The organism is Alteromonas sp. 38, from assembly GCF_902506055.1.
Classification (GTDB): Bacteria; Pseudomonadota; Gammaproteobacteria; order Enterobacterales; family Alteromonadaceae; genus Alteromonas; species Alteromonas lipotrueae.
This window is the reverse complement of record NZ_LR733300.1, coordinates 3807157-3821717: the sequence shown is the minus strand read 5'-3', so window position 1 is coordinate 3821717 and position 14561 is coordinate 3807157. Positions and strand designations below refer to the sequence as shown.

At 44.2% G+C, this 14561-nt stretch carries 13 protein-coding genes; 1 reads left to right on the top strand and 12 read right to left on the bottom strand.

Going from position 1 to position 14561, the window contains the following annotated elements:
* Window positions 1–200: 200 nt before the first annotated feature.
* The 12 genes from FLAVO9R_RS16545 to FLAVO9R_RS16490 form a co-directional block, all read right to left on the bottom strand.
* A complete protein-coding gene (locus FLAVO9R_RS16545; protein ID WP_159533105.1) occupies window positions 201–2636 on the bottom strand; it encodes a TonB-dependent receptor in 2436 nt (811 codons plus the stop codon).
* Between the two features lie 129 nt (window positions 2637–2765).
* Window positions 2766–4526, bottom strand: a complete 1761-nt coding sequence (locus FLAVO9R_RS16540; protein WP_159533103.1) for an insulinase family protein — start codon at window positions 4524–4526, stop codon at window positions 2766–2768.
* 10 nt (window positions 4527–4536) lie between these two features.
* Window positions 4537–5700, bottom strand: coding sequence for a pyrroloquinoline quinone biosynthesis protein PqqE (gene pqqE, locus FLAVO9R_RS16535; protein ID WP_159533101.1), 1164 nt, complete (start codon window positions 5698–5700; stop codon window positions 4537–4539).
* Window positions 5693–5968: a pyrroloquinoline quinone biosynthesis peptide chaperone PqqD gene (gene pqqD / locus FLAVO9R_RS16530; protein ID WP_159533099.1), complete on the bottom strand. Its 276-nt coding sequence runs from the start codon at window positions 5966–5968 to the stop codon at window positions 5693–5695. Before pqqD ends, pqqE begins: the two co-directional genes overlap by 8 nt.
* On the bottom strand, window positions 5968–6723 hold the full coding sequence (pqqC, locus tag FLAVO9R_RS16525) for a pyrroloquinoline-quinone synthase PqqC (protein ID WP_159533097.1): 756 nt from the start codon (window positions 6721–6723) through the stop codon (window positions 5968–5970). Before pqqC ends, pqqD begins: the two co-directional genes overlap by 1 nt.
* Window position 6724: 1 nt before the next feature.
* A complete protein-coding gene (gene pqqB, locus FLAVO9R_RS16520) occupies window positions 6725–7645 on the bottom strand; it encodes a pyrroloquinoline quinone biosynthesis protein PqqB (protein ID WP_159533095.1) in 921 nt (306 codons plus the stop codon).
* Window positions 7646–7715: 70 nt separating this feature from the next.
* A complete protein-coding gene (gene pqqA / locus FLAVO9R_RS16515; RefSeq protein ID WP_073324441.1) occupies window positions 7716–7787 on the bottom strand; it encodes a pyrroloquinoline quinone precursor peptide PqqA in 72 nt (23 codons plus the stop codon).
* A 95-nt stretch (window positions 7788–7882) separates the two neighbouring features.
* A complete protein-coding gene (locus FLAVO9R_RS16510; RefSeq protein WP_159533093.1) occupies window positions 7883–9571 on the bottom strand; it encodes a leucyl aminopeptidase in 1689 nt (562 codons plus the stop codon).
* Complete coding sequence (locus FLAVO9R_RS16505; protein WP_159534693.1) at window positions 9568–10461, bottom strand: ABC transporter permease; 894 nt, start codon at window positions 10459–10461, stop codon at window positions 9568–9570. The genes FLAVO9R_RS16510 and FLAVO9R_RS16505 overlap by 4 nt, the downstream gene beginning before the upstream one ends.
* A gap of 54 nt (window positions 10462–10515) precedes the next feature.
* Entirely contained in the window at window positions 10516–11235 is a 720-nt protein-coding gene (locus FLAVO9R_RS16500) for an ATP-binding cassette domain-containing protein (RefSeq protein ID WP_159533091.1), read from the bottom strand.
* Window positions 11226–12149: a PQQ-dependent catabolism-associated beta-propeller protein gene (locus FLAVO9R_RS16495; RefSeq protein WP_232370734.1), complete on the bottom strand. Its 924-nt coding sequence runs from the start codon at window positions 12147–12149 to the stop codon at window positions 11226–11228. Before FLAVO9R_RS16495 ends, FLAVO9R_RS16500 begins: the two co-directional genes overlap by 10 nt.
* A gap of 53 nt (window positions 12150–12202) precedes the next feature.
* The gene (locus FLAVO9R_RS16490; RefSeq protein WP_232370684.1) at window positions 12203–13480 is read right to left on the bottom strand and encodes a hypothetical protein; all 1278 of its coding nucleotides are present in this window, start codon (window positions 13478–13480) and stop codon (window positions 12203–12205) included.
* Between the two features lie 173 nt (window positions 13481–13653).
* Between FLAVO9R_RS16490 and FLAVO9R_RS16485 the strand changes: the two genes are divergently transcribed.
* Entirely contained in the window at window positions 13654–14547 is an 894-nt protein-coding gene (locus FLAVO9R_RS16485) for a substrate-binding periplasmic protein (protein WP_159533087.1), read from the top strand.
* The last annotated feature ends 14 nt before the right edge of the window (window positions 14548–14561 follow it).

Sequence of the window (14561 nt, the reverse complement as noted above, 5' to 3'; positions counted from 1 at the left end):
TGTGAGTGGTGTTTTTTAATAATGAGAATTTATTTTTCCCATATGCCCTAATGTAAATTTCGGGTGTCAGTAAAATTGATAATAGATTTATATAGCTTTTGAACCATTGGACGTAAGGCTTGTTAGCCTCGTTCTTTAGGACTAAGAAAAATTAGGCACAAAGCGCCTAATTTTTCTTTTTATTTTATATTTCTTCTTAATTAAAATTTAGCCTTCACATTTAAACTCACCATGCGAGGTTGAGCTGGACCTACAAATAAGGGGCTTTCTACATCGGGGTAAATGTCTTCTAATACTTCATTAGCTTCGCCATAAGTGCCGAAAGTTTCATAGTCTTTATCAAATACATTGTTCACCCGCAATTGGGCACTGAAGGTCTGATTGAACTGATGATTCAAATAAAGGTTAGCGATTATATAGCTATCTAAGGTGTCATTTTCATTGGCTTCATCACCACGAAAGTATTGGTTCGAGGCTGAAATGACTTCTGCGCCCACTGTGGTTTGTTGGCTAAACCCGTAGTCTAGGTAAAATTTGATATTGTGTTTAGGTTGTCCAGGAATGGTATCACCTGCCTCAACTTGTCTATTTGCTCCTAACGGATTGAAGGGGCTGAAAGACGTAAAGGAAGACTCAAACGTCGCGTCTAAATAATTATAATTAAATCGATAATTCAGCTTTTTCCAAAATGAGTTAATGCTGAACTCAACGCCCTGTCTACGGGTGGCATCAATGTTAATAAAGTAGCCTCTGGATGCCACCGAGCCTGCTTGCTGAAAAATGATGTCATCTTCACTTTCGCTACGATATACGTTTAGCATCATGTCGATGTTGTTAAAGGTCGCGGCATAGTTTGCTTCAATGGTTTGTGTGACTACTTGATCTAACGGTGGATCTGCAACAAAGCCATTGGGCAAGCGGCATGGGTCATCTTCATCTGCACAGCTTAACTCTGCAGGGCTTGGTGTTCTAGACGACTGGCTAAACGCAAGATTTAACTTCGAGGTTTCGCTCAGCGCAATATCTAGCCCTATGGCAGGGTTGAACTGCGTAAATCTATGGTCGCCGTCAAGGGAATCATCACCATCTTCGCTTAAATCTTCCATCGGTACATGGTCGCGATTGAACCGGCCACCTATGTTGAGCGAAACCTTGTCTGTAAGCTGGGTCGTATTAACAAAGAGTAAGGACCACGCAGTCGTGTTTACATCAAGTCTTACTCTCGCTTCAGCCGATTGAAGTCCCTGTAAAGGAATGACCGTGCGGGAATCACTTGCGGTGTCATTTTCTAATATCCCAAAGGTGGTATCGGCAGAGTAGTTGATATCACCTCTGTTGTAGGTAGCGCCTATGACTAACACAGATGGTTTGCTTAATAATTCATAGTTGCTGGCAAGCTGGGTAGAAACTCCGAAGGCTTCTGAACTTGATAACCCAGTATTGTATGTGCCGTCTATCTCGTCGGGAGATACATCTGAAATGTCAGATAGCGCAGTATCTTCATCGTTTCCAATGAAAGCAACGGCTTCTACATCATCGCCAACCGTGGCTAGCTCGTCATCATCATCGTCATCATCGTCATCATCGTCATCATCATCGTCATCATCTTCCAGTTCACACAAGGTGATGCGGCCATCTGTAAATTGACAGGCGCCAAAGTCGCTGTCATCTCCGTTTATGGTGGTGGTTTCATTGTCGCGATAAAAAGCATTGAACGAGAGTAGGTGATTGTCACTTAGCTGCAAATCGCCTGAAAGGCTAAAGTGATGTAGCTCATTATTGGTTTGATCCGGGTGGGTATAAACCGCTTCACGACCTTCAATTTCTAACAGCTCAATCGGTGAAGCCCCATTGCCCAATAGCTCACTATCGGCATACAAGTAGTTAAAATCTATTCGTCGTTTACTGTCTTGATAAGACACTGCACTGAATACTTGGTTTACCTCTGAAGGCGAGTAATCACGCCATCCATCTTCTTCATAATGATTGGCATTAATGTAATAGCCCCAGTTACCATTGTTCCCACCTGATTCTATCGACAGCGCAGACTGGCCATATTGCCCTACGGTGGCATCTACCTCGTTGGCATCGAAGGAAAAGCCTGTTTTCGTATTTAATGCCAGTGCGCCCCCAAGTGTATTTTGACCGAATAGCGGGTTCGAGCCGGAATAAAGTGACACTGTATCGATAGCATCAAGGGGCATTAGATCCCAATTTACGGTATCGCCAAACGCCTCGTTAATTCTGCCGCCATTTAGGTATACCGAAATGCCCTGAGGCAAGCCTAGCAATGGAGACGCGGTGAAACCTCGGTATTGTAAATCGGGTTGAAACGGGTTGTTTTGTGCATCATTCAAATTCACGCTGGCAAGTTGTGATTTCAAGAGTTCTGGCAAAGAGCGACTTACACTTGCTTCTATTTCCTCTTGAGACAACGATTGAACGGTACCAAAAATTGGCGCTGCATCACTCCCGGTTTGTAGTGCGGTTGCTCCATGGACTTCTATTACTTCTACATCGTTGTCTGCTAGTTGACTGTCTGTTTTAGTATTGGCGTATGCGTTACTGCAAAGCGCTAGAGAAACGCTTGAAGCGATGAATGCGTAAGTTAAAGGCGTTGTGTTTTTTATTAGCATGTTCCTAATTCTTCTATGAACGAGTATGCAATCAGTATCGTGTAGGTGGGTCCCGAAAAATATCCTCCTAAAGAGGGAGGAAAGCTCGTAAATTGGTACTACATGAAAATCCCGAGTAACGGATTTTTATTAAGCAGGGCTTTTACTTACACCAGTATTAAGGTCATTTTGAGTGAGCGTGTTTTTACACCAGAAATTACGGAGCGATGCCTGCCTATCTTGCGCCCCATAAATAAAGATATGCTCATGAAAACGCGCTACACCCAGCGCATAACATTCTCCACTAGTACGAGGCTGCCAAAACGAGGCACCCGTCATAATATCTATAAGTAGGTGATGGAATTGGGTATCTACCCTATATACCCAGTGATTGTCAGCAGACTGAAACCTTTCCGCAGGATTTTGAGCCGACTGTGCAGTCAGCGCGGCAAGCTTATGCAGTAATTTAGGTAATGCTGGTAAGTGATCTAATGATAGTAAAGCGGTAAAGTTGGCCGCGAGTTGCACGCTTTTATTGCCTTTTAACTCTACAGCACCCTCCGTTGTACGAACCCAATTATTGTTTATCGGCGAGTCTGCGTTCTTACTTTTGACATTCGCATCATGCTTACCTGTTCGGCAAACATGCACATTATTAAGGTAGTCGCCAAATGGTGATATTTTTAAAGGCGAGTGTGGTTCGCTATACCGAGAATTCGCTTGCTGTTGATAATCTCGAATAAGTTGCTGTACTGCTAGGGGTAATTTAGCGTCTGTAAATAAACGAGGTTTGGCTTCTACGTTGAACTCAGTTAATACCGACACCACTTTTTTATGAGTATCTGTAAGAGCTTGAGTACTGGTCTTGGTATTATGCACAAATCGAAGAGCAATCATGCCTGCATGGTTTACTTCATCATCGATAAAGAAGTGGCCTAAAGCGATAAACCTGCTTTTAATCTGGTGTTCGACATCAAGTAAGTCGTAAGTAAATTCCTGTGGCACCCACCAGGTAGACACATCGTTTTCGATAGGCTTCACTTGGTGATTATTCGTAAGGTAACGGCTCATTAGGCAAACAGGAACTGAGGTATTTCGTTTTAAAGTAAATGCGGGCGCTTCAGCGGCTTTATTAAAAGGCATAGCATCACATGACTTTGTATTACAGCCTCTGGCACTAATTTCTGCTATAGCCTGTCTACTTAATGAGATGATTTCATCGCCGTCAGTATCTGCACCACTGACTAAAAGGGTGATGTGTTCACCGTCATACCATCTCTTCTTATAATCAATGAGGTCGTCAAAACCAATTTTTAATACCGAATCAGAAAACCCTCCGGCATGTTTGTAAGCCATAGTACTGGTATCACTTCGGCGTATGGCCATGTTATTCAAATAATCGATATTGCGTTCAAGCAGCGTGAGTTCATTAACGAGAACGCCACTTCGCTCTGCTTCAAATTTACTCTTTTCGTAATGGGTATTCACTAGGCCGCTATACAGATATTGAATCGCACTGATAAAAAGCGCTTTATTATAAGATTGCACATAAAAATACGTACAGCCTGAGTAGGTCGTCGCGTTTATCGACAAGGGTAGCAGGGCATTTGCGACAAAAAGCTCATGGTCGGCAGGGTAGTACAGCGACCCACGAAAACACATGTGTTCAGCAAGGTGAGATACGCCAGAATGATCATGTGCTGGCGTATTAACAACAAATACACCCGTAAAAAGTGATTTTCTGCGTTCTAGGTTGCCTGTCTTGTTTGTATTCGTCGCAATATCTGTATCAGTGCCATTGCCAGAACTGTTATGAAAGCGAGTACTGCCAGCACTGCTTATGTGACTTGAACAGCTTGAGCCATCTTCAGGCCTTTGAGCATTGTGCGTTACATACCGGATGTTAATCATCACAAAGCGCTTAAGCGGTCACGTCTTGTATCATCTTTACAGGGATAGCATTTTTCACTGTGCGAAATTTTAAAGTAGAGCTTGCCGGTTGCCCGGCATTATCGGTAATAGTTTTCATCAAATGGTGATCGGGTGACTTATCGCAAACCGGATCGGTTTTGTGCATATCCCCGGTCAGCAAAAAGGCTTGGCAACGACAACCGCCAAAATCCTTGTCTTTTTCATCACAGGTCTTGCATGGCGAAGGCATCCAGTCATCGCCTCTAAAGTGATTAAAACTAAAATCATGTTCCCAGATATGCTGTACCGATGAGCCTTTCACGTTAGGAAAGGTGAGAGGAAGGATTTTGGCACTGTGACAAGGAAGCGCACTGCCATCTGGGGTTACCGTTAAAAAAGTAGTTCCCCATCCATTCATACACGCCTTTGGCCTATTCTCGTAGTAATCGGGTGTGACAAACATAAATTTAGGGCCGCCACATTGCTGGTCTCTATACCGGTTAATGGCCTGCTCAGCTTCTTCTAGCTGGCTTTGTGTAGGTAGTAAGTGCTCACGGTTTTCATACGCCCAACCATAATATTGAACCGTCGCGAGTTCTACAAAATCGGCCTTAAGTTCAGTGCTAAGAGCCATGACTTCTTCAATTTCATGAATGTTTTGGGCGGTAATACAGAAATTCAGCACCATAGGGTAGTTGTAGGCTTTAACTAACTTGGCAATATTCAGTTTTTGTTTGAACGAGTGGCGCTTATTGCCAATAAGGTCGTTAACTTCAGCATTGGCTGATTGAAAGCTAAGCTGAATATGATCAAGCCCCGCATCTTTTAATCTGGCAATGCGCTTTTCCGTCATGCCAATGCCGGAGGTGATCAAGTTGGTGTAAAAGCCAAGCTCGCGGGCATAGGCGACTAACTCTTCTAAATCTTTGCGCAACAAGGGTTCTCCACCGGAAAAACCTAACTGAACTGCACCCATTTCCCTGGCTTCCTTAAACACCCTCTTCCACTGAGACGTAGTGAGCTCGTTAAAGGTTTCTTCCATATTCACGGGGTTAGAACAATAGGGGCAGTGAAGTGGACATTGATAGGTTAGCTCAGCGAGTAGCCATAAAGGTGGAGTAGTGGCTTTGGTAGGTTGTGAAGCCTTGGTAGCGTGCGATGCGTGGTTAGTCATACACCACCCACTTTTTTTCTTCAGCGTGTTGCAAAAATACGGTTACGTCTTCTTCTAAATCCTCAGGTGCATCGGGGAAGGCCTTTCTAAGCGCTACTGCAATGTCTTCTGTAGAGCGCACACCATCAACAAGGGTTAAAATTTCAGACGCCGAAGGGTTTAGTTTAATCATACCTTCAGGAAATAGAAGCACATATCCATCTTGTACTTTTTCATATTGTAAGCGAAACAAAGGGTTCATAGACGGCGTGTTAGATTTGTTTGTCATTAGAATCTCCCCGTATGGCAAATCTGTTGATCTGCAATGCCATCAAAAGGCTTTCTACCATATTCATAAGCGAAACAAATAGCATCGGCAATGCTCCACAGAATATCTATTTTAAATTGAAGAATGTTCAAAGCACGCTCTTGTTGATTGCGGGTAACAAAGTGGTCGAGCGTTATTTGAAGGCCGTGTTCTACATCGCGCCTTGCTTGCCCTAAACGCATTTGAAAATAGGTAAACCCTTCTTGGTTTATCCACGTGTAGTGAGTGGGCCAGGTATCAAGACGGCTTTGGTGTATTTCAGGCGCAAACATTTCGGTAAGTGATGAACAAGCGGCTTCTTGCCACGATGCGCGGCGTGCAAAATTCACATAGGCATTTACCGCGAATTTTACGCCGGGCAATATGTGAGATTCATTAAGTAATTCATCGCGGTTAAGCCCTACCGCTTCCCCTAGACGAAGCCATGCTTCAATACCGCCTAAACTGGTATCACCTTCCCGGCCATCATGGTCGATAAGCCTCTGAATCCAGGTGCGTCTTACTTCTTGGTCTTCACAGTTTGCTAATATGGCGGCATCTTTAACTGGAATAGCCATTTGATAATACAGCCTGTTTGCCACCCAGCCTTGTATTTCTTCTTTACTGCAATGGCCTGCATTCATACGTTTATGGAAGGGATGATGGATATGGTAATACGCACCTTTTGCGCGTAATTGCTGTTCGAATTCTTCTTTTGTCCATGCAGGTTTCAACATGTTACACCTCTATTTGCATGCCATCGTAAGCCAGCTCAATGTTCTGCTCTTGTAATGCATGGAAAGCTGATGAATCTTCATTAAGCACGGGGTTAGTGTTGTTAATATGGATCAGCACCTTGCGCTTAACGTCAAAGCGATTGAGCAGTGCGATAGCACCATTTTCACCGTTCACTGGCATATGCCCCATTTGGGTACCTAACTTTTGACTAAAGCCATGATCAATCATTTCTTCGTTCACCCATAAGGTGCCATCGAAAAGCACGCACTCTGCGTCGGCCATAACCTGCTTCACGGTGTCGTTGGCTTGCATACACCCTGGCGCATAAAAAAGAACGTGCCCTGTTTGAGTATCGGTAATTTTAAGGCCAATATTATTGCCCGGAACAATGTTGTCGCGATAAGTAGAATAGGGGGGCGCGTTTGACTCTAGCACTACAGGTTGGAATATAAGCCCCTCTGCGCCTTCAGGCACAAAGGTATCGGTAAAGTCGGTGCTAATTGAGCGTTGCTGAAGGCCGCCGTGCCAGTGTTTCAGTACAGTAAACAAAGGAAAGCTGGTGGTTAAATCTTCGTTTACCACATCGGTACAGTACACAGGAAGCGGTAACCCTTCTCTTAGCGTAAGCAAGCCGGTGGTATGGTCTATTTGGCTGTCGGTAAGCACTATAGATGAAATACGTGTGCCTCGGGCAACGTGCTCTTCAGGCCAAAGCTGAGGATGGTTATTTATTTGTTCCCGTAAATCGGGAGAGGCATTAATTAATACCCATTTACTCCCGTCGACACTTACCGCAATGCTCGATTGGGTGCGGGGGGTTGTTTTAATGGTGTGCTGACGTGCGCCTTTACAATTTTCGCAATGACAATTCCATTGAGGGAACCCGCCGCCTGCGCCTGCGCCAAGAATCAATACCTGCATAACTACTCCTTGGGTATTTGAAAAAGGCTGCAATAGCAGCCTTTTGATTACTTATCACGATGGCTTAGGTCTAACGGTTGCTGATATATAGCGTTACTTCAAAACCTAGGCGCATTTCAGTGTATTGAGGTTTAGTCCACATCGTCATTTCCTCTGTCTTTTTGGGTGAGTTCAATATGAGTATATGTTGATTATCTGTTAACAGATATCCTTCTAAAGGAGGAGAATTACCATGAATCATGATGATGTTTGGGCAGTGGCTAGCCGTTGCAAATAGGCCAGCAGCAAAGGAATAGGGCGGCCGGTAGCCGAATTAGCAGTACCATATTTAAATGCGGTACCAGCCACGTCCATATGAGCCCAAGGAAAGCGCTTAGCGAAGCGAGACAAAAAGCAGCCTGCGGTAATCATACCTGGCGAGTTTTTCCCTGCGTTTGTCATATCGGCATGAGAAGAGGCTATAGCGTCTTGATATTCAGGCCATAATGGGAATGGCCAAATTGGATCTTGGGCGTGTTCACCAGCCTTAATCAGCGCTTGTTCTAGCGAGCGGGAATTACTCATTACGCCGCTGCACTTGTGGCCTAACGCCGTTATAGCAGCACCGGTTAGGGTTGCTATATCTATGACAGAGTGGGGGGCGAAACGCTCACTGTAACTTAACGCATCACACATTAGCATTCGCCCCTCTGCATCAGTGCTTATAACTTCAACGGTTTGTTTGGAATGAGTAGTGATGATATCGCCGGGCCGGTATGCATTACCGCCAATACTGTTTTCAGCGGTAGCCAATATTCCAATAATATTAATATTCAAGTCTAGTTCGGCTGCGGTTTTAATCACACCGAGTACGCAAGCTGCCCCCGCCATGTCGTAAATCATGTGGTGCATATCATTACCTCGTTTTAGGGTAATGCCACCGGAATCAAATGTAACTCCTTTACCTATTAAGACTATAGGCTTGGCGTTTTTCCCATTGTCGTTGCCACCATCGCCACCTTCATTTGTGAGAACATTACCTGAATAATGAATTACCGGCATAGAAGCAGGGAATGCTGATGCGCGATTAACCGCTAAATACGCATTCATGCCTAGTGCTTCCAATGTATCTTGGTCGATAATCTCGGTAGTAATTGTAGGATACGTATCCGCGAGTATTGTCGCTTGGTCGGCCAAATAAGCGGGGGTACATAAATTCGCTGGCATGTGAGATAAATCTCGCGCTAACCTCATACCTTTTGCCAGCGCTGTCTCATAATTAATGCAGGCTAGTAGTGCGTTTGAGGGAGCACCGGAAGCTAGCTCAGAACCGACATATGATGCCTCATCTAGAGCCACTTTAGATGCCACGTCTGTTGATGGTACTTGTATGCTTAAGCTAGGCATCTCGTTAGATGACAAGTGAGGGGAGGATTTATATCCTGTAAACTGGTAGCAACAAAAATGAAATGCCCGCAATAATTGGCTAACAAGTGTTATATCTAGCTTTCTCTGCCTACTTGCGCTTTGCATAGTGTGGGAAGTAGTATGGTTGATAGTACTGTAAGTCGTTTTACAAGGCAGTACCAAAGTGATCGTTGCCGCCTTTAACGAAAGGGCGTACTTAAACATATCAACAAATAGCTTACGTGTGCCGTGACAAGCCGAAGGATGATCAAAGCTGAGGTTGATATTCTCTTCTAAATTACCCACTCCCCATATAAGCCATTGTTTTGCCGCCGTCTCTATAGGCCGGTGAAGTAACACCTTTTGGCCTTGCGAGCCTACAAATTCTTCATCGTTGAATATCTGCTGAATGAATGCTTGAGTACTATGTGGCATTTTTTGAATTGTGGGGTGTATATCAGTGGGTGAGCAAAGCCATATTACGCAATCGGCGACTACTTCGTGTAAGTTGCTGTGAGGTGCTAATGTTACGTTTGTCATGGGCGCCCTTGTTGGTTTGCTTTTAGGCGCTGTTTTTTCCCATAGCTCTTATTTCCAATCCCTTTAATTCCAGTCTCCTTATTTCCAGCTCCCTTGTTTCCAGCGCTGTTAATTGAAAAGCTAGCAGCAGGTTTTGGCCTAAAGCTTCTTACGGCGAAGGTAAAGGTAATAAGAGTGAGCACAAGTACAATCATTAGCTCATTTGCTGCAAGCTTTTCATACAACCCAAAGCGCAGTAGCTCAACGCCACTGGTAAACGGATTAAAGGCGCACACTTGATACAGCCATTCGCTTGCTTCTTGCATTTTCCACAATGGATAAAGCGCACTTGAAAGGAAAAACATTGGAAAGATAACGAAGTTCATCACACCAGCAAAGTTCTCTAATTGCTTAATGGAATTCGCCAGCAATAAGCCCAGCGAGCCAAGAAAAATAGACAGTAATGCAATGATTGGAAGCGCGTAGACATAACCTATTAAGGGTAATTTCACGTCAACAAGTAACGCAAAGCAAAAGAATAAATAAACCTGTATTGCTGATACCAGCGTGTTAGCCACCAATTTACTACATAGCAAAAATGAACGGGGTACTGGGCTCATTAGTAGTACCTTCATGCTACCCATTTCTCGGTCGTAAGCCATAGACAGCGAACTTTGCATACTGTTAAACAATACAATCATGGCGGCTAACCCCGGCACAATGTATTCCTCATACAGAATGTAAGTCTCGTATGGCGGGATCATAGAAAGCCCTAGCGCCGAACGAAACCCCGCTGCAAATACGAACAGCCACAATAGCGGGCGAACTAAAGCACTCAACAATCGCGAGCGCTGTTGCCAAAATTTCAACATTTCTCGGGTTAATACACCCATAAAACAGCGCCAGTACATCATGCCTGAACCTTAGTCTGTGTAATTTGCTTGCACTTATAGAGGGTATGGGTATTAGTTTGCATGAGTAAGTGCCTCCCATAGCTGATGAATATCTAAGACCTGATGTTTATCAAGCAATGCCGAACAAATATCTCTTTCTACTAGTCGTCCATTTAGTAATATGGCGAGGGGATCAGTGGGCGATACCTCTTCAAATAGGTGAGTAGCCCACAGCACAGTCACTCCCTGTCTCAGCGCTAAGTCATGAACCACCGAATGAATTAACTGCCGAGAGGCAATATCTAACCCTACAGTGGGTTCATCAAGTAATAAGGCGCTAGGTTGGTGAATAAGGCATCTTGCTAACTCAACACGGCGTCTATGGCCACCATTTAAATGGCGTATCTTGGTATCTAGGCGGTCACTCAGGTCAAGTTCAGTTAATAAGTTATTAATGCGTGAAATTGACTTGTCTGGGGCGAGGCCGTGAAGCGAGGCAAAATAGGCTAAGTTTTGCTTTACGGTAAGGTCGATATCTAGCGTGCTTTGCTGAAACACCACGCCGAGATTTTTCATAATCGAAGCGCGGTTTTTTGTTATCGGCTTGCCATTAAATAAAATATTTCCTTGGCCAATTCGTTGTAACCCTGTGAGCAACCCAAATAGGCTACTTTTACCTGCACCATTAGGACCAAGTAAAATATTAAAGCCCGGTTTAAGGGTCAGTGAAATTTCATCAAGGGCTGTTACTTTGCCGTAAGCGTGAGTAATCCCTTGGATATCTATTTCCATTTAACGGCAATTCCCCATGGGTAACGACCGACCTTAATCGTTTTTTCAACATCGAGAGTTTCAGTATTAATAACCGACACGTCGCCGCTTACCCCGTTTGTTGTGAGTAGTAATGACTGGTCTTGGTTAAACGCTAATTGCCACACGCGCCTACCTACGACTATGTATTTCTCTACTTCAAACGTATTAGTGTTTACCACAGCAACACGATTTGCGGGGCCTAGGGCGACAAACGCGTAAGGGGAGTTTTTCATCAGCAATATACCAACGGGTTGTATTTTGTCGCGGTACACGCCTTTAACTGCAAAAGACAAGGTATGTACTTTTTGTTTAGTTTGAGTATCAAATAGAGTGACTGTGCCGCCAATTTCAGAACTTACCCAAAGGTACTTATCGTCAGCAGTAAAGTGTGCGTCTCGCGGGCGGGCGTCTACTAAGCTATTGGCAATGTTCTCGTGGGTGTTGGTGTCTATCCAGTGCACCATGTTTGTTGTTTCTGAAGTAACAACCATCATGCGGCCGTCATGGCTTACCGCTAACCCTTCAGGTTCAACCCCAACATCTATTTGTGCAATTACTTGGCTGGTGGGAATATCAATAACGGTGAGCAGGGCATCATCTTCATTGGCGGTGTAAATGGTAGTGCCATTGGGGTGAAGGGCTATGGTTTCAGGATCCTCACCTGACGGCAAGTCGCCAACAATAGTATGGGTGTCTAAATCGATAATTTGAATGCGATCAGAGTCTGATGCGCAAATGTAAGCATGGGCTTGGTCAGCGCTTAATATAAAGCCCCTTGGACGCTCACCAATGTCTAGCGTATCGGTGACTTCAAATGTATTCATATCAATAATTGAAAGCGTATTGTCTTTTTCATTCGTCACATATGCCTGTGGCATAGCACTTACACTCATACTAGTGGCCCATAAACCGAGTAACCAAATACTAGTAACTACAAATTGCGTTCTCATAGGGCGTCCTTACAAGTAGTGGTGGCATCACCTAGGGTGTCTAGTTCATCGCGTTGGTGTAAAAAGCCAGGCAGGGGGGCGTGGATCACTAGCGCTTCTTCGTGTGCTAACGCGATAGGCTGGCGAAGTTGGCGGGTGCCTATTCTAAAGGTGAGTTGCCTACCCTTGTACGCTGCAATACTGAGTTGGTCATCTACTAATGCGTTAAATAATTTTGTACCTGTAACAGGCTCAAGGGTATCAGAATCATTGTTTTCACTTCGCTGCAATGCGGTCGATATGGCGATAATGGCTGCATAAGCAGCAAAGTCTACGTCATTCATATTGCGCGAAAACTTTTCCTTAAAACGATTTTGCAGCTGCCTTGCGCCCCATTGCTCATGAGTAAAATGCCACCCTAATGGTTTCAAACCTGCCGACCCCATAATGGGCACAATAAGGTGGGTATTAAAGGGTAAGCTGTAGGCATACTGACCTTGGGTGTCGGCAGAAAAAATAGCGTCGTAAGGTTTCTTAGTTCGAGTAAAAAGGGGAATTTCAGAAAATGCAGAGCGTCGTAAGTCAAAACTTGCCTGCCATATTTTCTCTTCAACAATATTTAACTTAAACTTCTTCGCGGTACGTAAAAACGCGTTTAAGTAAGCCTGATCACTTTCATGGGTGCCGCGCAAGGTTAATACCGAGCTCAAACGCTTAGTTCTAAGCCATTGACCCAGCGCATCGGTTTTCATTTGGTAGCTAGGGTAGGTGTGTAGTACGTTAAGTTCGCAGTGCTGTTGGCGAAATGCATCCTTGCCACTGGCTACATTCACCACTAATGCGCTGGGGTTAATAGACACCACCGAACGAACGGCTTGTTCATATTGAGCGTCTGGGCTATCGATAAGCACCACAGAGGTATTGGCAATCTCATCGGTAGCCGCTGAGTCAAAAGCGCCTTGGTGGGCAAGCGATAGCGAATAGCCCAAAAATTTTCCCGTAATATTGGCATCTTCAATGCCAATTTCGGCACCCGCAATTCCTTCGTCATTAGGGCGGATTAAATACGAAGGCGTCCCTGCGGGGGTAGGGCGTTCCACCTTAATATAAACAATGTTCGTAGCGCTAGGTTGGGTTTCAGCTTGCCCTCCATATTTACTTTCAGACTGACTCCCAGATTGGGCATGAACATTGGCATGCAAGGCCGATACGCTTATCAATAGGATTGATACTCCTATCCGTACTTTTACTTTTTCCATGAACCAGCGAAGGGCTTTTCTCACACTTCTATTCACACTTCTTTTTTGAAAGTGTGCCTTTTGTCAGTCGCGATACAAAAAGGGTATATGGCATTATTCCCGAATAACATCCTCCTAAAGGAGGAATGCTATGGCGCTAAAGTAGCATTCGTGAATGCCTGTCTGCGCATTAGTATTGAAAGTACTTAGCGTCAAGAGAGTTTCTCGTAGTGACTTGTTTGCGGACCTTTTATTTTATTCCCTTCATACTTTTAAGCTTGAGTGTATTAAGTGCCAGTGTTTTTGCTCGGTCTTTTGATGACATTATCGAAAGTAAGAAGATTAATATCGCGGTTTATATTGATTATCCACCTTACTCGTACATGGAAGCGGGTTCAGCGAAAGGAATAGATGTTGATATAGCTAAAGAAATTGCTGCTAAATTCAATGTTGAACTAGTGTTAACTTGGATGACCCCGGGAGAAACGACGGAAGATGATTTTCGTAATTTTTTATGGAAAGGGCACATTATTCACAAAGTAAAAGCTGACTTAATGATGCGTGCTCCCTACGACCGTTCTTTTTCCCAAAAACGGGACGATATTGGCCTGCTAGCGAATGAGTTAGTTCACATGTTCGCACCGTATCAACAAGAAAGTTGGCAGATAATTCACAACACAGAACAATTGCCAGAGGTAGAGACCATGGCGGTGTTTCAATACCATAAGATTGGCGCTGAAATTGACAGTATTCCTCATTTTTACCTCACCTCGGCCTTTGGCGGAAGGTTACGAGATAACACAACGCAATATGTCAGTAATGAGCTCGCCATTGATGCCATGAAAAAAGGTGATGTTGATGCGGTAATGGGGCTTCGAACACAAATCAGTTATTTGTCTCAATTTGTTGATAACGCGAAATTTAAGCTTGCTAGTAATGCGTTCCCCTTGATAGGGAAGCAGAAGTGGGATTTAGGTATTGCGGTACATAACGACTACCGAACCCTCGCGTATGAAGTTGGTGATGTAATTACCGAGATGGTACAGACCGAAAAAATGGCGCAGATTTTCAGTCAGTATCATGCCACCTATGAAATGCCTGCTTACTATGCAATCGAGCTCTAGTTCCTCAAATTGCT

What these genes read in the sequence shown, in the direction of transcription:
- FLAVO9R_RS16545 (WP_159533105.1), bottom strand. Translation starts at nt 2,636, where the DNA reads ATGCTAATAAAAAACACAACGCCTTTAACTTACGCATTCATCGCTTCA.
- FLAVO9R_RS16540 (WP_159533103.1), bottom strand. Translation starts at nt 4,526, where the DNA reads ATGATTAACATCCGGTATGTAACGCACAATGCTCAAAGGCCTGAAGAT.
- pqqE (WP_159533101.1), bottom strand. Translation starts at nt 5,700, where the DNA reads ATGACTAACCACGCATCGCACGCTACCAAGGCTTCACAACCTACCAAA.
- pqqD (WP_159533099.1), bottom strand. Translation starts at nt 5,968, where the DNA reads ATGACAAACAAATCTAACACGCCGTCTATGAACCCTTTGTTTCGCTTA.
- pqqC (WP_159533097.1), bottom strand. Translation starts at nt 6,723, where the DNA reads ATGTTGAAACCTGCATGGACAAAAGAAGAATTCGAACAGCAATTACGC.
- pqqB (WP_159533095.1), bottom strand. Translation starts at nt 7,645, where the DNA reads ATGCAGGTATTGATTCTTGGCGCAGGCGCAGGCGGCGGGTTCCCTCAA.
- FLAVO9R_RS16510 (WP_159533093.1), bottom strand. Translation starts at nt 9,571, where the DNA reads ATGACAAACGTAACATTAGCACCTCACAGCAACTTACACGAAGTAGTC.
- FLAVO9R_RS16505 (WP_159534693.1), bottom strand. Translation starts at nt 10,461, where the DNA reads ATGTACTGGCGCTGTTTTATGGGTGTATTAACCCGAGAAATGTTGAAA.
- FLAVO9R_RS16500 (WP_159533091.1), bottom strand. Translation starts at nt 11,235, where the DNA reads ATGGAAATAGATATCCAAGGGATTACTCACGCTTACGGCAAAGTAACA.
- FLAVO9R_RS16495 (WP_232370734.1), bottom strand. Translation starts at nt 12,149, where the DNA reads ATGAGTGTAAGTGCTATGCCACAGGCATATGTGACGAATGAAAAAGAC.